We start from the raw sequence: 18,124 nt of genomic DNA, 5'->3' as shown, positions 1-18,124 counted from the left end.
GGTCACGACAAATAAATTCCTATGGGCAGGCGGGACACAACCCGTAGAGCAGCGGGATGCGAGCGGGGCAACGGTGCTGAAACGGTATTACGGCCAAGGTGTTAAAAACTTTAACTCTGATCATATGAGATTTCAGAAGTGTGATCTTATGGAATCTGAGGTTTTTCCACATATAAAAGTGATAAACGGGAGATTGATCCCTCCGGTCGGAAAAATCTTTGGATGTTTTGTGTGCCTAGGTGAACGTCGCCGAGCAAATTGCGCGGTGAAAACAAGGAATCTCACATAAATCCCGGAGTCCGACGAGTGGGTCGCCACTAGAGGGCTCTGGTTGTTTTTTTGATGATAAACCCAAGGCGTTGCCCGTGGGCTGGTATGGTTTTGCCCCGTTTGGGCTTAAGAAAAGTCTGTGTCCATCCGAGTATGTATTTATACAAACTTCCTTACGGATCATCAGCGTATTTTGAATTGTTGTCTTATGGAATTTTAATTTTTCGACGTTAAACTTCTGATTTGTGCTCTATTGTGTCGTAAGGATTTTTGGGAGAAGTCCTCAAAAGAGCAGGCGCAATTTGCGTCGCCCCTTGAAATATCAGTGACTCACCCTTTTCCCACTGCCTTATGATCAGTTTGCGGAAAATAACATCTGACTTTCTCAGGCAGCAGTCAGTCTCATTATACTTTCAAGACCACGGTATTTAATGATTGTCCTTCCAGTCGGATACGGAAGACTTTTGATTCCGTGAGCTGAAAGGTGAGTTCCTGGGCTTGGGCATGGGGATTACACACATTGAGCACGACAGACCCGTCAGGATTCTGGAATGCCGTGGAATTACTCGTCCATGATCCAGCGAGACCGAGGCGTTCGGCTCCCGGATTAATATAATGCGAGAAATGTTTCATGACATAGTATTCGGGTGTATAGGTCGCCTTCCTCGTTTTAGGATCGACCACGACCATGGAATTTTGTTCCCAGCCCCAAGAGCTTTTCCCGCGGGGCTCGAGCACCATATTCCAATACACGTAGGCATTCGCCCCGTGGCTGAGGTAATGACGGATGAGTTCATGAATGTAGATGGCGTAATCCCAGCTATTCTTGCCATCACCACATTCATTTTCCGTTTGCATGAGCTTGATACCGGGCCAACTCTCCTCGGTACGGGCAATCGCGCCTTTCCCGGCCCATTGGAATCCGACCCCGGTAATCGCTGCGAGGGCTTTAGGATCGCTGAGTACGGCATGGATAAAATGATTATAATCATCGGTATTCAGTGTCCCGAGCCAGATTTCCGCCGAGACTCCGGCTTTTTTAAATGCGGGCGCGAGATAGTCGCGGATAAATTCTTTCATCTGAATCCCCGTCCAGAGGCAGGAAGGGAATTTCTGGTCGGCGACCGGCTCATTTTGCACATGGATCTGGTCGATCCGGATGCCTTGTTTTGCATAGGCTGCGATAAATTTCACAAAATACAGTGCATAAGCACAGAGGTACTCAGGCTTCCAGATGAGTGTACCATAGTTATAGACTTTTGGGAACTTCATCCAAGTGGGCGGGCTCCAGGGGGAGGCGAAGATTTTTAAGTCTTTGCGGCGTTTGAGCGCCTCGCGGATGTAAGGGATCAAAATTTCTTCATCACGTTTGATCGAGAATTTCTTCATGGCGAAGTCACCCTCGTTCTCATTCAGGCTATACCACTCCGCCCCGTAATCGCTGGCACCAATAGGCATCCGGCAGAAATTAAATCGGCACCCGGCTTTCGGATCAAAGAGTTCATCCAAAACCTTTTTCCGGTCGGCCACGGATAATTTTTCCAAGGCGATCCAACCTAATTCATTAAAACAACCGCCGAATCCTTCGAAAGTCTGGTGGAGTGAACCGTCCAGATAAAGGTTCGATTTTTTTCCGGAGGCAATTTGCACTTTTTGTTTTTTCCAACGACTCTCAGGTGTGGTGCTGATATGGGTAATTTCGATTTGATTCATAAATAATAGGGGATAAATGTTATTTTAGTCGGTGATAAACCCTAGCGGATACTCGTTTGTCCGCCAGTATTTTTAAATGCACAAGCCATTTTTAATGGGGATCGAGATGCCGGTGAAAGGCTGGAGTGGTATGCGGTGAAAAAAAAGAGAGCAAGCCTGATTTAATCTTTAGTCTTGTATTCTATTTTTTATTGGCAGACACTAAAGCATGAACTCGGCGTTAGCCTTGATCATCGGAAAAGATCGTCTAATATCGTTATGGAAAATCCCATTAAAAAGTCAGATACATCCGCCAGTTTGCGCCAGCGTGCCGAAGAAAAATTTCAAAAAAATCCTCGGAATGCATCCAAAGCATCGGAACATCTGGACAACTTGATACTGATCCAAGAGCTGGAGATCCACCAGATCGAGCTCGAAATGCAGAATGAGCAGCTGCACCAAGATAAAGAAAATATCCAAGCCGGTCTCCGGGAATACACCGAGCTCTATGATTTTTCACCCATCGGGTACATGACCCTCGACACCCACGGAGTCATTCTCCATGCAAATCTCACTATTGCCAACCTCCTAGATGCACAACGTCCGCGATTGATCCAACAGCGTTTTGTTGATTTTATTTGCAGTGATTCACGCCCCGTTTTTGATGAATTCCTCAAACATGCCTTCGAAAGCAAAGGAAAAGCCTTCTGCGAGGTGGAGATCATCACGGGAGCCGACCATAAGGTGGGACTGCCGGACGCGGACGGCCATAAACCATGTTTTGTCAGGATCGAGTCATGTCTTGCCGGATCAGGAAAACAATGCCGGACGGCAATCATTGATATCACTGCGCGGAAACAGGCGGAGCATGACCGTGAAAAAATCCGGGAACAACTCATTCAATCCCAAAAGGTGGAGTCCATCGGGCGCTTGGCCGGGGGTATCGCCCATGATTTTAATAATCTGCTGACTCCTATTATCTATTATACGACTCAAATCCTGGAGGAATCCAAAAAAGGGTCTCGCATCCACGAGGATCTCTCCATTGTGTTGGAGGCCGCCCAGAGGGCGAATGAAGTCGTGAGCCAACTTTTATCTTACGGGCGTAAAAAATTGATGAAACTTTTGCCAGTCCATGCAAACAAGATGATCCAGAATATCACAAAAGTCATCCAGCGCCTGACACGGGAGGATATCATCTTTAAGATCATCCTAGACCCTGTGGCAGATGATCTCTTGGTCAATGTGGACACAACCCAAATCCAACAAGTCATCATTAACTTGGTCATCAATGCTAGGGATGCCATGGACAATGGCGGCAAAATCACCCTCACCACGTCCCTCGAGGAGGTAACCATTTCGGAAGCGGACGACCTTCCGGAGGGTAAACCCGGTTCCTACTTCGTGATTCAAGTCAGCGATACTGGTCATGGCATGGATGCGAATGTATTAAGCCGTCTTTTCGAGCCATTTTTCACCACCAAAGACATCGGCAAGGGAACCGGACTAGGCCTGTCCACAGCTATGGAAATCATCCGCCAACATGACGGGCTCTTGGGTGTGACCAGTACGCCTGGAGACGGAAGCTGTTTCCGGATTTACCTCCCTCTTGTGGCATCAACCGGGGAACAGCCAGATCATCAATCAACCCTGACTCATCCTGTCCCCTACGCGCTCCCCCATAAAAAAACCATTCTACTCGTCGAGGATAATATGATCATCCTGACTATGTGCCGAAAGATTCTTATCGACTCAGGCTTTAATGTCTATACGGCGATGGACGGAGAGAGTGCCTTGGCGCTGTCCATCACCTCGGATCATCCAGTCGATTTGCTCCTGACGGATGTGGTCATGCCAAAAATGAACGGGCAAGAGCTTTATAAAGGGTTAAAACAATATTGGCCGTCATTAAAAGTCGTCTTTATGTCCGGATATCCGGGTCCCCTGCTTGAAGGTTTTAGTGTTGATATGAGCATGTCAAACTTTCTGGAAAAACCCTTCTGTCCCAGCGATCTTTTAGGAAAAGTGCACGGGGCCTTTACTGACTTAAAGGTGATAGCCCCGACCGTTCCTCGATGAAAAGTTATCCATTAACTGTTTTTTACCGAGTTCAGCTTTTCAGGAGGAAATAAATGGCTTTGAGGTAACGGGCTTCGGGGTAGGTGGCCGGATGATCCAAAGGGTGGGCGGACTGGTGGATCACTTCAAAGGCGCGACCTGTTGACGAGACACCCTCCTGGGCAGCGGCGAAAAACTCTTCCTCGGTGACATGGGCTGAGCATGATGCCGCCAGCAGGATGCCTCCCGGATATAACCGTAATGCCCCTTGGCGCGCGAGCCGGGTATAAGCCCGGATGGCCCCCGTTTTTTCTAATTCACGTTTAGCCATCGACGGAGGATCAATGATAACCAGATCAAAAGATTGTTTTAAATCCTCAGCGATCCACTCCAAGGCATCTGCCTTGATAAAATGGTTTTTCGATGCTCTCACAGCTGCGTTCGCCGAGTTAAGTTCGAAATTCCTCCGGGCACTATCCAAAGCATGTTTGCTGATATCGATATCCGTGGTTTCCCGCGCTCCCCCAGCCGCCGCATAAAGGGAAAACCCTCCGGTAAAACTAAAAAGATTTAAGACCCGTCTACCTTTGGATAATTCGCGCACCTTCTGGCGATTCTCGCGTTGGTCGAGGAAAAACCCGGTTTTCTGCCCGCGCAAAACGTCGGCCTCGAAATGGATCCCATTTTCCTGGAAGTCAACAGGACCTGCAAGCGGTTTACCCATAAGGATTTGCCCGTCGGACCATTTCATTTTTTCATGGGCGAGTAACTGGATATTGCGGCTGAAACGGATCACGCAGCGCATTCCGGGGAAAAGCTCCTCCAGCAGTGGCCGGATGACATCCCAATGGATAAACCAGATCGCTGTATAAAACTTTACCACGATCGTATCGGCATAACGGTCGATGACAAACCCCGGCAATCCGTCATTTTCTCCATGGACAATGCGGTACCCATCTGTTTGTTCCCGGGCAAAATGTTTTCTTTTTGCTGTAGCCTCTTGGAGCCTCCTTTTAAAAAAGGCGGTATTAATATTCTCAGGTTTCCCCCGGACGAGCAGACGCACACGGATGGGGGAATGCGGGTCATACAGCCCGGCGGCGAGGAATTCATCCTTACGGTCGTAGATCACCGCCGTTTCCCCGCAGGCTCCTTCCCGGTTCACTTCCCGGATACTCTCCGCGTAAATCCAGGGATGCCCCCACCGCACATGCCCTTCCACGGACGGTTTGACTCGGATACGCAGGCGTTGGACCCGGGCACCACTCATAAACAAATCTCTCCGTTATCACAGGAGGAAACTGCCCGTCCAACACATAATATGAATAAAGTATTTTGCATAACCACACCCGACCCTAACAACAACAACCCCGGTGAGAAGAACAATTTGCTTTGTTCCCCTTAAATGGATGAGGAAGGCAAACCTTGTGCGTGAAAATGGGATATCAGAGGGCTTCCGCCCAGGTCTTGCGGGCTTGGTGCATGATCGCACACATGTCGCCCCAGACGGGTGGGAAAGTAGTGAGCTGGTATCCGGCCCAAGTGAGTTGCTCGGGCAGGATGCAGAGTTCATCCCCGGGTTTTGCGCCTTTAAGCCAGCATTTCAGTAGGGCATCGACAAAATCAAGGTAGTCGCGACCCTCGGGAGTCAGCTTGCCACGTCCGTCGAGCACTGCGATCTGGCAATGGTGCCCGTTAAAGGCGCGCAAGTGGAGTTGTCGCGCATTTTGGATGAGCTCGGGCCGGTCGAGGAGCCGGGAGGCATACGGGGTTCCGATGTGTTTAACCAAGGCAAAATGCGAAAAATCAAAATTCATACGGATCATACGCCCGGTCGCCTGGTGGTAACGCTCCGCAATCTCCCACGTTTTCTCCGGCGTCTCCGTGCATGTGTCCCGGTGAACCTCCAGATCGACATTGGCCCCGAGTTGTTCGGCAAATTTCTCGAGTTTGAGCCAGCCCCTCACTGCGACTTTCGGGGGAGTGTCATGATCGTAGAATTGGACATTGATCCGGCGGGAATTTGTCGAATGCCCCAGCAATAACTGGCCGGGAAAAGTTTCTTCATTACAGCTGATACCGGTGAGACGTTCCAGCCCGATCTCATAAGTCTCACGGATCATTTCCCCGTCTGCACCGACAGCGACACCGTCAAAACCCGCTTTTTTATTCATCATCATGGCCTCGCGGCGCGTGATCCCTCGGTGTTGAGGATCATCCATGATTCCCCATGCCCCACCGAAACACAGGAGCTTGGGTTTTGTTTTTGAGGAGAGTTTAGTCATCGTCTGGTGGGTATAGTCCACTCCGCAGATCTCGTCACGGCAAAAAAAATCCTATCACTCGTCAAATCTTCCAAAATCCCTCATTCCGCCCCTATAACTCATAGATGAAGATAAGCCTCCTCTCCCTGTTTTTCCTCGCGACCGTATCCGGATTGTATTCAGGAAAACAAGCATTAACGATCCCTCAAAGCACTTTGGAAAAATCTTTTAATGGAAAGACTGCGGCCTTTGTCCTGAACGATTGCACGACCGGGGAGACTTTCTGCTCGGACACCATCGCCTGCTCTGAAAAGCTCAGCCCGTGTTCCACGTTCAAAATCTGGAATTCGGCCATCGGTCTGGAAACCGGGGTGGTCAAGGACCCCGATGCTCCCTTTTGGAAAGGGGACGGACTCACGGGTAAAGACGCCTGGGACATCACGGATTATATATTAACCGATATGAAACTCCTTTAGTCCTTTAGGAGGGTGAAAAAAAGGAAATCTGACCGGGACCGACTCAGGTTTTGAGCGTGGTTATCTCGCCAGCTTTCAGCACAATTTGCGCGGGATACTTTTTCTTTGAGCCCTTGGTTTTGCGGACGACAAGCTTGAGTGTCAGGTCGGTCATCCAGGGGTTAGTGATTTCATAACCTCCGCGCAATTTGCGCACAGTCACGGCTTCACAGACGAAGAGTGCACCCGTGGCCTCCTCAAGGTAGAGATGGCCTTTGTCTTGCAGGGTCAGTCCCGTCAGAAGGATGAGCCCTGTACACCAACTATGGGCCACGGGCATGATCTGTCCCTTGCCCCCGTCATCCTGGGTCTGGTAATAACGCTCGGTCATCATGCCGCGTTTGGCATCCAGACACCCGTCATACGGCGGCATCATCTGGTGCAGGGCCAAAATGCAATTTGCATTCTGCTTCATGAGATAGGCGTCGCCGGTAGCTTTCCAGAGCTCGATCATCTCGGGGACACAGCCCAGACCGTAAGGGTGGAGACAAACGTTATTCGGTGAGGAGATGTCCCAGCCTTTGGTTTTCATCTTGTATATGCCGCAGGTGCTCAAGGCGGGGAAGACGGCATTATACTGCCAGCGATAGGTCATGAGGAATTCACCGCAGAGCCCTGCTAGCTCGAGCCAGAGTTTGTCGCCTGTCTCCATCCACAGGTTCACGTAGGAGATGATTCCATTCATCGGGTCCTCAGAGGTGGGCTGATAACGAGTCCCTTCGGGTGCGCCGACGATGTAGGCGTCACGAACCGCTGTTTCGTAATAACGCCCCGCCTGGCAGGCTGTTTCCAGATAGGATTTTTCCCCGGTCAGGCGATAACCCTCGACGAGTGCGGCGATCCAGAGGAGGCCTTCGTGACTTTCCCAGTAAATGACGTGCCCGTCGTCCTTGTCATAGCCCTGCCCGGGATTTCCGTCTTTGCGCTGGATGCGTTTGACAAAGTCACAGTTTTTAATGACGGCATCGGTCCAGAGCTTTTTACTTTTGAGATTCGCTTTTTCTGCCAAGGCTGCACGGGCAGTGTAAAGTGTGGCGTCAGCCAGTGTGCGGGCCGGGAGTTCTTGTGAAGGTTTGCCGGGCGTCGTCTGCCATTCCTCGGCTGAATGCCAGCCGCTGCCCCAACGATTGCCCTCTTTATAATAACAAGACCAGAAACTGCCCCACGGGGTGAGGTTCTCGCATATATGGTCGAGCAATTTGCGCCCCGCCTCGGCCTCATCCTTGCGGCCAAAACGCAGGCCGTACTGGCGCAGGGCATGCGCGTAGGGAGTGCCGCTGACGAATCCCGTATGCATTTCGTAGCGGTGAACGTGTTGGGGATTTGTCGCGGCACTGGGGTAATAATGGCCTGTTTCCCAGAGGGAACGATATTCATCATCGTAGTGCCAGACGTAGAGGCCGTGTGCCGCGTGATGCATGGCATCCGCAGTGGGATACCAAGGCGTGATCTCGTATTGGCTGTCCCAGCGCGCGAAAGTCTCTTGGAGGATAGGGGAGTAGGCGTGCGGGTCTTCGTCCCCATCAAAGAGCCAGAAAGAAATGACCTTCTTTTCCTTCGGGTCGAGTGTGGTGTACTCTATCTCTGAGGTCTCCTCGCCTTTGGCGACTTGTTCAGCGACCTTTGTGTGGCAGGAAAGATCACGCGGACGGGGCTCCTCCCGTCGGGGCCAGGCTCCCACCAGAGCAAATTGCCCAGCTCTATTATCGAAACCAATGGCTGTCATGGCGCCTAGTTGACGCTCGGGCATGACCATAGCGACAGAACCGAGGGCACTCTGCCAGCCCATGACCATGGGCACGGCCATGAGATCACTGCGGAAGGTCCAGTAATCATTAACCAGTTTGGGGACATCATTTGGCCCATCGATGGAAGGAAGCCAGTCGATGAAGGTTTGCGGGTTTTTCTTATAGAAGAGGGAAGGAATCAGCCAGCGCGGTGCCTGTTTTTGGTTTTGGAATGGTAATGTCCACTTTAGGTTGAAGGAAACCGGTTTCTCGCCGGGGTTGTATAATTCAATGATGACTTCGGCGCAGTCCTTCTTAAAAACCTTCATTTTTGGATTAAAAACAGTTTTAATTTTTACGGATATGCCACCAGCGGCCAGAGCCTGCGTGGATTTCCCGAGGGGAATTTTTTTAACGCTCTTCACCTTCGGAGTGCGCAGCTCCCAGAGCGTGTGAGGGAGGGTGAGTTTTGTGACGAGGATGTTTTGATGGGAGGATTTCATAGGGGGGGGATATCCAAATTGTGTCACAAGAGCATATGATAATCTTGCCGAGCTATTCCTTGAGTTTATGATCAAAATATAGCATGATCCGATCATGCCAAAAAAGTTCAGGTATAAGGATCTCAAAGCCGTTCCAGGTTTCCGGTTTGAAGTCGTCTCTGGCCGATCCCACATGGGGAAATTCCCTCGTCACAGCCATGAATTTACCGAATGAGTCCTCGTGACAAAGGGCACCGCTCTACATCAGGCAGGTCGTGGGGATTATATCATCCGGGCTGGCGACGTCTATGTGATCAATCCCGGGGCTACCCACGCTTTGGAGAAAATGGAGGACTTACATCAATGCCACGTGATGTTTGATCCTGCCGATTTTTTACGGCCAATATCAGAGGATTTGAAGAAACTCGCCGGGTACCATGCTTTGTTTGTCCTTGATCCAGCCAGTATATTCAAAAACCGTCTCCGCCTCAAAGGCTCACATTGAACAAAGGCCCGACATTTTATCGACACCATGATCAGGGAGTTTACAGAAAAGAATCTGGGTTATCAGACGGTCTTAAAAGGGGTATTCAGTCAGTATGTAGCGCTCTTGTGCCGGGCCTACATGGACCGTGCGCCCGGTGACGACTCATCACTGCCATTAGCCCAGACGGTCAGTCATATGGAGACTCATTTTCATGATCCCCTACGCTTAGAGGACCTCGCATGTCGGGCACATTATTCGGTAGATTACTTGCTCAAGCTCCGTGTACAACAGGCGGGAGAACTCCTTAAAGACGGGAGCCACTCGATAACGGCCATCTCCCAGGCATGCGGATTCTCAGACAGTAACTATTTTTCCCGGCAATTTCGCCGCGTCATGGGCCGTACCCCCCGAGCATTTCGCCGCACATTCTCTGAAATCATATAAACCAAAATCCCGGGCTGTTATTTTCACGATTCGTCGGCGCGAATCCTGTCGGCAAAAATACAGCTCGGATGCCCAGATACGCCATCCGACAACACCGGCCGCAGTCGAACCAAGCAGAGAAGGTGTCAAAATGATAAACAAAATAACGACGCTCAAAGGTCTCTTGGGACGGCCTGACTTCCCAAAGAATTTACTGTGATTTTTGTATCAACAATTTGATTTTCTTTTCAAATCTTTTCAATTTACGGCGAATGACTAATCGGGGCCCTAGGAGACAGTCGTGGTTTGTTTTTCTTGTTCGATCTCTTGGATGGCGATTTGTTCGGTCTCCCTCATTTTACGGTCGAGGGGGAGCATTTTGACAATCAGGATGACGAGGCTGGCCGCAGAAAGGAAACCGAAATAAACCGCGGGAACTCCCCAGTCATTCGTGCGGCCTGCGTCAAAGGCTAGTTTGGCGACCGTCGTGTGGGGGATAATGACCTCAATAAAATCGCGCCAGACATTAAAAATTTGCGCTAAGATCATTAACGCGTAAGAAGCGATCAAAAGCCCGATTTGTAAGGGGAAATAACCGAGCCTTTCGACTCCCTCCGAATTCAGCGGGATTAATTTTAAAAGAGCCAACGGGGCCAATAAGGAGGCAAGGAGGGCGAGGGTAAAAATAATGGACTTGTGATTTATCTCGGAAGACAAACTCGCCGCTAAAAAGAGAATCACGGTTACACACAGGGTAAACCTCACCCCTGAAGGCCATCCCGGGTAGAAAAAACGACCGGACAAACGGCCTAAGGCCCCTTTCCTGACAAAAGGTTTACAGATACTCGGGATAAAACGGGGTTCCTCCCCCAGAGCAATAAAGCAGATGAAAAATGTCAAAAGAGCGACAACAACCAAGGATAACTCTGGGGCGATATCAAAGGCCATAAAACTAATAGAAATGACCAAACCCAAAAGGGCCATGATCCTTTTCCATTTTGCAAAATTTTCCGCAGGTGGTGCGATTTTCGAGGCACCCACCAAAAGCATCGTCATCAGAAAAAGACTGCCGAGAGAAAGAAAAATGATATAGAAATCAGACTCACTGATGGATGTACCCCGCCGCCCGAAAGTGGTGATGAATGCCCCCAAAACGGAGATAAGTATAATACCGCCAAAACTGAAGAGGCCCGTCGCGATCTTTGAATTAAATGCGGAAACGGCCACCGAAAATGCAGTCAGGCATGCAGAACCCAGAAACATGATCAAAAGAATCTGGAAATCCTCAATCAGATTAATCCCGCCGACAAAATACCGCAGCAACATATAAGGCAATACCGCACAGACAAAAAGGAATGTCTGGGCCATCAAGGAAGTCCATTTCCCCACCACGATCCTCCAAGCCGTCAGGTGGGAGAGGAAAATCAACTCCAGAGTATTCGACTTAATCTCAGTGCTCACGGCCCAAAAACCGCGTAAGGGCAGAAAATACAAGAGGGCGGCCCCGATAAAAAACCAAAAAACCTCGGAGGAGCCTCCCCTCCCCTTAGACGACGCCCCTAAAGATTCTCCCAAGTCCCCGAAGACAGTCAGGATCAGGAGTGCCTGCAGGATCAGGAAAAATGCAATAAAGGCGCGGGTGCGTAGGCCTTGACGCAGTTCCTTTACGAGAACCGGACTGAGGTGATCAGTAAAATGGGTAAAGGAAAATTTCATGTGGTGGGTGGGTGAGTCAGCAGTGGCGGGGGTAAAGGCGGCGGAGTCACCGACATGGTTCTCTCCGGTAGCTGCGGGGTAGTGGCCGGGGCATTCGATTGTTTAAGCATCTCGACAAAGACGTCTTCCAATCGACGTTCCTGCCGGTGAAAATCGCTGACGGCGATCCCGTCGAGGATCATCCGGCGTAATGCCTCACGGGCAAAGTCATCACTCGGATTCTCGAAAGTCAGGCGTGCGCCATTTTGCATGGTTTCATACACTTTCATCCCGGGATTCATCGACACCCAGTTCAGTAATGTTTCCACGTTTTCGGATACCTTGACTTCAATCAGGGATTTTGCCCCACCTGCTTTCAGGGTTTGGGCATCACCGTGGTGCACGAGACGGCCTTGATCGATAAAAACGAGCGTGTCACACATCTCCCCGAGCTCGGAGAGGATGTGTGAACTGATAAAAACGGTTTTCCCCTGACGAGCCAGGAGATTGACGAGTTGTTTGAATTCAATCCGTGCCTTTGGATCAAGCCCGGCGGCTGGCTCGTCGAGTATGAGTAACTCCGGATCATGGATCAGTGTCCTCGCCAGGCAAAGCCTCTGGGTCTGGCCTTTGGAGAGTTTACTCATATCACGGGAAGCCAGCGGGGAAAGCTCGGTGAATTCCATAACCTCCAAAAGGCGTTTCTGCCGGTCAGCCCCTTTGTAACCAAATGCCCGCGCAAAAAAGTCGAGGTACTCCCAGACCGTGACATTTTCATATGTACCGAAAGCGTCAGGCATCCATCCGATGCGCCTGCGGACTTCATTAGGCGAATTTACCGTATCAAAACCACTGACCTTGACCATGCCTCCATTAGGAAAATCTAAGGTCGTCATAATCCGCATCGTCGTGGTCTTTCCCGCCCCGTTGGCCCCGATAAATCCCACGACCGTTCCGCGTTTCACGCTGAATGAAATGCCATTAACCGCCATGATGCGGCCGAAACGGCGGTAAAGGTCATGGACTTCGATGATGACGTCTTGGCTCATGGGCTCACCACCGGTGGCGGGTTATTTGTGGGGGAGGAGGTATCCGTCGCCGAGGATTGGCTTCCGAGAATTTCATTCATTTTCCCCAGCACATCAGGCGGGGCATTCACCGGGATGACTTTGACCTCAGGAGTGAATTTCTCCACGCCGGTGGCTTCACCCACGATATAGGCCGATGCAAATTGCCAACGGATAGAGCTTAATGTCGGAATCAATTGTTTATTGGGCTCCGCGCAACTTGCGTAGAAATGGTTTTCCGCGCCCTTAACGAGGGCATCACTCATCACAGATTTGATCCTTGCCCCGGCTTTCAGGGTGAATTTTGACAGGAATTCATTAAAGGCGGCGGGGGAGGAGGGTGTCAGAACCGTTTTTTGTCCACTGGAGACATTTGCGGCTTTCCAATACTGTTTCGATTCATCCACAAAGAAAAATTCTTCCAAGGGGGTTTCAACCGAGGAAATAATTTGAGGCGGGTTTTTTTCGTTGAATGGCGCCTTATTCACGACCTCCACCCTGGCTCGGGAAGGATCCATCCTGACGAGCAGATGCCCACTGACAGAGCGGCTGGCGAACCAGTCGCCAGAGTAGGTCTTTAGCTCATTCACATTCATCACCCTGCGATTATCATAGTTATTATTCAGCTTCAGCATAACAAGGAAAGCCGGTTGTTCCATCTTGAAACGCCGGTTCAGGAGCAACCCGCCCAGCGTACACTGCTCCTGGATACGCACCTCACGATTCTCTCCTGCAGGCAGGTAGATAAGGGTCAGGGCTTGACCAGATGCGCCTAGACCATCCTTGATCAGAATTAGTCCCCCGAGCAATAAACTCGTGGCTAGAGAGATGAGTGGGGTTGTCCAAAAAAGACGGAAGCGGAAAGGGTCCCGTGCAAAAACAAAGAGATTCACCGGCCCCACCAGCACGGCAAAAATAACCATAAAAATCAAAACTAAAAAACCTGCTGCAGCCGCATCGGGCATCTTTAAAAGTAAAGGCCAAGTAAATGAGGCATTTCCCTGATCCTTATATCCTTCTGAAATCTGCATATTGAGCTCGTTACGATCTAGAAGGATAGTGATCGCGGCATTTTGCATATTTGGCAGGAGCAAATTGCTTTTTCCGTCCCAAGGCAGAAGCGTCACCGTCCCCAACCAAGCGGGGTAGGTGCTGATCCCGGTACCCGCTGATTTAATCCCAAGGTCGGCAAGATTAAATTCCGCAATACTTTGGGAGGCAATAAAAAGATGGCCACCTTGCATTAACCATTCTTTGAGTGCTTCCCGTGATTCCGGTGCCATTTTAGACCAATCAGATTCTGCCAGCCAGACCGAGTCCACCCCGGCGAACCCGAGCCAATTGCGCGGCAATGACTCGGGCTTAATCGAGCTGCCATAAAGGGATTGACCACTGCTATCCAGTGACAGGCGGGTGGGCTCCCAAGATGTCGCAGATATATCTTGGCTAACAAGCATAAATCCCGTCCGTGGTTTTCCACCACCGGAATTATTTGAAGGATAACTGATATGACCGGCCCCATTATTCACGGCATAACCACGGAAAGAAAATCCCCCGGGACTAAAATAAGAACGGTCATCGGCATTTGGCACAGGCACATAGATGCTAAAGACTTTTGTTGTTTTATTAGGGACCGTGAATTTCTGGGTGAATGCGATCCCGTAGTCGTAATTCCCATAATATTCAGGGCGGGTGGCCAGTTCGTAATTGACTGTGCGCCCGGAATAATTTGCGATACGGATTTCCAAAGGGACAAATCCGGTAGAAGGAACATTTTCATAAGCCGTCGTAATCCCGATGTCCACACCTTTAGATTTATCAAAACTCACTGGGATCGCCTTATCATAGGCATTCGTCACCCCGCCGAAGGAAACCCATGCGCACCAGACAATGGCGGCTAGCATCAGAAAGCGGGAGAAGGGAGGGCTTTGCATGGTTACATTTTGGCCGAACTGAGCGTCTTTGGCGAGGAAAGTGGTTGTGCCGGGATCTCTTGCAAAATTTGCTCGACGACCTTTGCCGTCGTGAGTCCTTCGAGCTTAGCCGTATATTCAAGGATGATTCTATGTTGGAGCACGGCACGGGCGAGGGCACGCACGTCTTCAAAGCTCGCATTCAAGCGCCCCTCAAGCAAGGCACGGGCTTTACTGGCTGCCGCCAGAGCGAGGGCCGCTCGAGGGCTGGCCCCGTATTTAACCGCTTTTGACGCAGCAATTTGCCCGGGGTGCGTCGCATCAACGACCCGCGCGATATAATTTGCGACCACCTCCGGCATGAAAATTTTCCGAGTGGCGGCGATCAAATGGATCAATTCATCATGGGAAAGCACCGGGGTGATTACCGGGTCGATACCGATCTCGCGGTGAAGAATGATTTGTTGCAAGACCTCGACACTGCCACGTCCGACATCGAGTTTAAAAAGGAAACGGTCGAGCTGCGCTTCCGGCAAGGGATAGGTCCCCTCTAGCTCGATCGGGTTCTGTGTCGCCAACACAAAAAACGGGGTAGGTAATGCATGTGTCTCACCCATGACTGTCACACGCGCCTCTTGCATGGCCTCGAGTAAGGCGGATTGGGTTTTGGGCGAAGCGCGGTTGATCTCATCCGCCAAGACCAGGTTTGCAAACAAGGGTCCAGGCTGGAAAATAAATTGCCTACGTCCGTCGACTTCTTGCAGAATGGGATTCCCCGTAATATCACCCGGCAGCAGGTCGGGGGTGAATTGGATACGTTTGGAATTTAAGGCGAGGGCGGCACTCAGGCCTTTAACGAGCTGGGTTTTGCCGAGGCCGGGAAGACCCTCCAGCAGGATATGCCCGCGGGCCAAGAGTCCGATTATCACGGAGTCGATCAGCTCCGCTTGACCAAAGAGAACAGTATTTAGGGATTGCCGGAGGCGTTGGAGTTTTTCTTTGTCCGCAGCAAGTTGCTCTTCATCCATATTCTCAGACTTTCTACCAGAGCCACTTGTCCCCCGCCAGTAAAAAAGCCTTTTTTAAGCGGCGTACTTTCCCCGGCAAAGCCACAGCTCATGGATACGCCCCTTTACACTGGATCCGACTAACAGGTCACCGGCTACCCTTTTTCCTTTTTCTTCTCATCGGGTAAAGGTTTGGCGTCCACCTTGCCCGCGGCCTTGGTGATTTTGTCAGCCTCGATTAATTGTTTGGCGGCTTGGGAGAGATACCAGTATGTGACGGCAGAGCGGTCATTGCCGAGTTCCTGAACGGGGATACGTTTGAATTGTTTCTGGAATTTTGTCAGGGCTATTTTATAATCCTCATCCGAGGGTTTCCCCGCCGGCAACAATCCAATGCCTTGGAGGATTTTTTTAATGTTATCCTTATTGACCGGCTTCCAAGCAGTGGGCAGGGACGGAGGGGGTTCGATCCGTGCCTCGACCCTTTTTGTGGGGGCATTATGACCCATTTCATGAAAAACACTTTCCGAGCCGACATAGACATCAAAGCGCAAATTGCCCTTGATGGCACCACCAGTGTCGGCGACCCAGAAAAATCCATCAAGGGGTTCCTTACGCACTTTTTGATTATCTTTGCCGTCAGACAAAGGGACGTAGAGTCGGCTGCCGAATGGATAGAGGGATTGGTCTGCTGCGACATGACGCCAAGGGGCCAAAGGGTTCATTTTATTACCTAACCCATAAGAATCTTGATCGAGCTCCACCCAGCTTCCATCGTCCATACGTGTGCCGATACGGCGCGTACCTTTGCGGTCAATGACTTCGACGGTGGCTTCCATGTGGGCATTTCGGGAATCTGTGCCCGACCAGTAGAAGCTTACCCTTTTCCCATCAGCCATTTTGGCGGTCTCTTTTACCGTTTTTGGCGCAGTACGCATGTCGATCTGCTCCATATAATAAAGGGTGAATTTACCCGGGCCGGTCCATTTGGCCCCTTCTTTACCCTTGGGAATGATTTTATCTTCCTTAATCATTTTTGTAATAATGATTTTACCGTCCTCGCTCAAGAAAGGGGGTTCTTCGACCGGGGTTTTAGGGACTGACTCATTTAGTGATGATATGGATTTTTCTGCGGCGCCCGGCTTTTCGGGGGATTCTTGTTTCGAGCACCCGCCCGAGAAAATGAGGAGCGATAAAAGAGTAACGGATGGATACAGTAAAATATGATTTAAATATTTCATAAGCGGATAGGGGTGGGTAATTCGACCGGGGATCGACTACTTTTTAAGGGGAGTCCATTGGACCGTGTAACGGTGTGTGATGGAGTAGTCCTCGTTAGGCTGGAGCACCAAGGTGTACATTTCTCCGGTTTTTATAAAAACCGCATCAAAAGTATAAGGAGCGACACGTTCGCCCTTGTTTGGGGTATCCGTCCCGATCCTGACGGCACTCCCGATTTCATCGACTTTGAAATGGTGGTTAATGATTTTGACAAAATCCCGATCGTCCTTGGCGATTTTTTTCGAGGCTTCAACCCATTCAATACTCCCGCCAGCCAGGGTGGAGGAGATGCTGAGGCCCATCAAGAGCACAGTAAAAAAGAGCGATTTTATTTTCATAATTAGAGCGGGTTGGATTGGGATTCGAGATGAAATATAGAAGCATTTTTTTCAGAATGATAAAGCCTTTTTACTCCGGGGAAATTATTTTCCATCCATCTTTCATCTCGGTAAAGGCCCTCACTTGCCTGCGGGAGCGATTTGCTGGAAAAATAATCTTAAATCTCAGCCTGCCCTATTTCACTATTCTTTCTTCTTACGCGGAAACAGTGATTGTATCCAGTCGTAGATCGCGGACGGTCATGAGGTCGCCCCATTGGGCGGCCCCTTTCATGGGTCGGGCTCCTTCTTGTCTTTTCTGACCATAGAGTTTCCGATTCCGCTCAAAGACATTCTCCACAAATTCCCGGCTCCCCAGTACCGCCCCGTCCGCGAAATACCTTATCCGACATCGTAACATCTCTTCCCTGGCACAAGTCCTCCGATGAACGCAAAAGGAGAAATTTGTGCGCGCAACTGGAGGGATAATCTTCCGATTGTCCAGCCCGTGCATCCCCGCCCGATGGAACCATTCCGACCCCAAACACCTCCGGAGCAATTTGCTCAGAAATGGCGGTGAAAGTGGCACGGGCGTCTCCCCCGCGGGATCGGAAAAAACACGGCCAAGATGGCCGTGCCACTCTCCGCGACCGTCAGGAACCGCTCGCTTATGCCCGCTGACATCATCCCCTCCCGATTATCCGCCAGCCGGGACAATTTGCGCGAAAATGGCGGTGAAACACGCGGGGACCGAGGATGCTTCCCCGTAACGTTCTGGGAAAAATAAGTTTCACGCAAAGGCCCATGATTTTCCGCGTGTAGGGCGACCGGCTCGGTTGCTACGGGCCAGAGTTTCTCTGGTTCCATCCGGCATTCGGCAAGCAGGGCCGCTCGCCCTACAGAAAAAGGGGTTCACCACAGCACTG

The 18,124-nt window shown here is 50.6% G+C and carries 16 protein-coding genes; 5 read left to right on the top strand and 11 right to left on the bottom strand.

Annotated features, from left to right (window positions below; translation table 11 throughout):
• Window positions 1–675: 675 nt before the first annotated feature.
• Window positions 676–1,983 carry a glycoside hydrolase family 30 protein gene (locus tag SGI98_02010; protein MDZ4742177.1) on the bottom strand — a complete coding sequence of 436 codons (1,308 nt, stop codon included), beginning with the start codon at window positions 1,981–1,983 and terminating at the stop codon, window positions 676–678.
• A 258-nt stretch (window positions 1,984–2,241) separates the two neighbouring features.
• Here SGI98_02010 and SGI98_02005 point away from each other — a divergent pair, with 258 nt between their 5' ends.
• Window positions 2,242–4,041: an ATP-binding protein gene (locus SGI98_02005; protein ID MDZ4742176.1), complete on the top strand. Its 1,800-nt coding sequence runs from the start codon at window positions 2,242–2,244 to the stop codon at window positions 4,039–4,041.
• Between the two features lie 31 nt (window positions 4,042–4,072).
• Here the strand turns inward: SGI98_02005 and SGI98_02000 are convergent, their stop codons facing one another.
• Window positions 4,073–5,290 (bottom strand): class I SAM-dependent rRNA methyltransferase, encoded by a 1,218-nt coding sequence (locus SGI98_02000; protein ID MDZ4742175.1) that lies wholly within the window; start codon window positions 5,288–5,290, stop codon window positions 4,073–4,075.
• Window positions 5,291–5,465: 175 nt separating this feature from the next.
• The gene (locus SGI98_01995) at window positions 5,466–6,305 is read right to left on the bottom strand and encodes a xylose isomerase (protein MDZ4742174.1); all 840 of its coding nucleotides are present in this window, start codon (window positions 6,303–6,305) and stop codon (window positions 5,466–5,468) included.
• Window positions 6,306–6,409: 104 nt separating this feature from the next.
• On the opposite strand from SGI98_01995, the gene SGI98_01990 reads away from it, so the two are divergent.
• Window positions 6,410–6,760, top strand: a complete 351-nt coding sequence (locus tag SGI98_01990; GenBank protein MDZ4742173.1) for a hypothetical protein — start codon at window positions 6,410–6,412, stop codon at window positions 6,758–6,760.
• 43 nt (window positions 6,761–6,803) lie between these two features.
• On the opposite strand, the gene SGI98_01985 is transcribed toward SGI98_01990, so the two are convergent.
• The gene (locus SGI98_01985) at window positions 6,804–9,029 is read right to left on the bottom strand and encodes a glycoside hydrolase family 127 protein (protein ID MDZ4742172.1); all 2,226 of its coding nucleotides are present in this window, start codon (window positions 9,027–9,029) and stop codon (window positions 6,804–6,806) included.
• Window positions 9,030–9,249: 220 nt separating this feature from the next.
• Between SGI98_01985 and SGI98_01980 the strand changes: the two genes are divergently transcribed.
• Both SGI98_01980 and SGI98_01975 read left to right on the top strand, forming a co-directional pair.
• Window positions 9,250–9,513: an AraC family ligand binding domain-containing protein gene (locus tag SGI98_01980; protein MDZ4742171.1), complete on the top strand. Its 264-nt coding sequence runs from the start codon at window positions 9,250–9,252 to the stop codon at window positions 9,511–9,513.
• A gap of 27 nt (window positions 9,514–9,540) precedes the next feature.
• Window positions 9,541–9,939 (top strand): AraC family transcriptional regulator, encoded by a 399-nt coding sequence (locus SGI98_01975; GenBank protein ID MDZ4742170.1) that lies wholly within the window; start codon window positions 9,541–9,543, stop codon window positions 9,937–9,939.
• Between the two features lie 267 nt (window positions 9,940–10,206).
• Here SGI98_01975 and SGI98_01970 read toward each other — a convergent pair whose 3' ends face one another.
• From SGI98_01970 to SGI98_01940, 7 genes are all read right to left on the bottom strand, one after another.
• Entirely contained in the window at window positions 10,207–11,634 is a 1,428-nt protein-coding gene (locus tag SGI98_01970) for a hypothetical protein (protein MDZ4742169.1), read from the bottom strand.
• The gene (locus SGI98_01965; GenBank protein ID MDZ4742168.1) at window positions 11,631–12,662 is read right to left on the bottom strand and encodes an ABC transporter ATP-binding protein; all 1,032 of its coding nucleotides are present in this window, start codon (window positions 12,660–12,662) and stop codon (window positions 11,631–11,633) included. Before SGI98_01965 ends, SGI98_01970 begins: the two co-directional genes overlap by 4 nt.
• Window positions 12,659–14,614, bottom strand: a complete 1,956-nt coding sequence (locus SGI98_01960) for a hypothetical protein (protein ID MDZ4742167.1) — start codon at window positions 14,612–14,614, stop codon at window positions 12,659–12,661. Before SGI98_01960 ends, SGI98_01965 begins: the two co-directional genes overlap by 4 nt.
• 2 nt (window positions 14,615–14,616) lie before the next feature.
• Entirely contained in the window at window positions 14,617–15,621 is a 1,005-nt protein-coding gene (locus SGI98_01955; protein MDZ4742166.1) for an AAA family ATPase, read from the bottom strand.
• A 134-nt stretch (window positions 15,622–15,755) separates the two neighbouring features.
• Window positions 15,756–16,841 carry a 3D domain-containing protein gene (locus SGI98_01950; protein ID MDZ4742165.1) on the bottom strand — a complete coding sequence of 362 codons (1,086 nt, stop codon included), beginning with the start codon at window positions 16,839–16,841 and terminating at the stop codon, window positions 15,756–15,758.
• Window positions 16,842–16,877: 36 nt separating this feature from the next.
• On the bottom strand, window positions 16,878–17,219 hold the full coding sequence (locus SGI98_01945; protein ID MDZ4742164.1) for a hypothetical protein: 342 nt from the start codon (window positions 17,217–17,219) through the stop codon (window positions 16,878–16,880).
• Window positions 17,220–17,415: 196 nt separating this feature from the next.
• Window positions 17,416–17,619 (bottom strand): hypothetical protein, encoded by a 204-nt coding sequence (locus SGI98_01940; GenBank protein MDZ4742163.1) that lies wholly within the window; start codon window positions 17,617–17,619, stop codon window positions 17,416–17,418.
• A 24-nt stretch (window positions 17,620–17,643) separates the two neighbouring features.
• On the opposite strand from SGI98_01940, the gene SGI98_01935 reads away from it, so the two are divergent.
• Complete coding sequence (locus SGI98_01935) at window positions 17,644–17,778, top strand: hypothetical protein (GenBank protein ID MDZ4742162.1); 135 nt, start codon at window positions 17,644–17,646, stop codon at window positions 17,776–17,778.
• Window positions 17,779–18,124 lie beyond the last annotated feature (346 nt).

This window comes from Verrucomicrobiota bacterium, assembly GCA_034440155.1.
GTDB lineage: Bacteria > Verrucomicrobiota > Verrucomicrobiia > JAWXBN01 > JAWXBN01 > JAWXBN01.
Note: the sequence above shows the minus strand (reverse complement) of the source record. Positions and strands in the feature narration are given on the sequence as shown.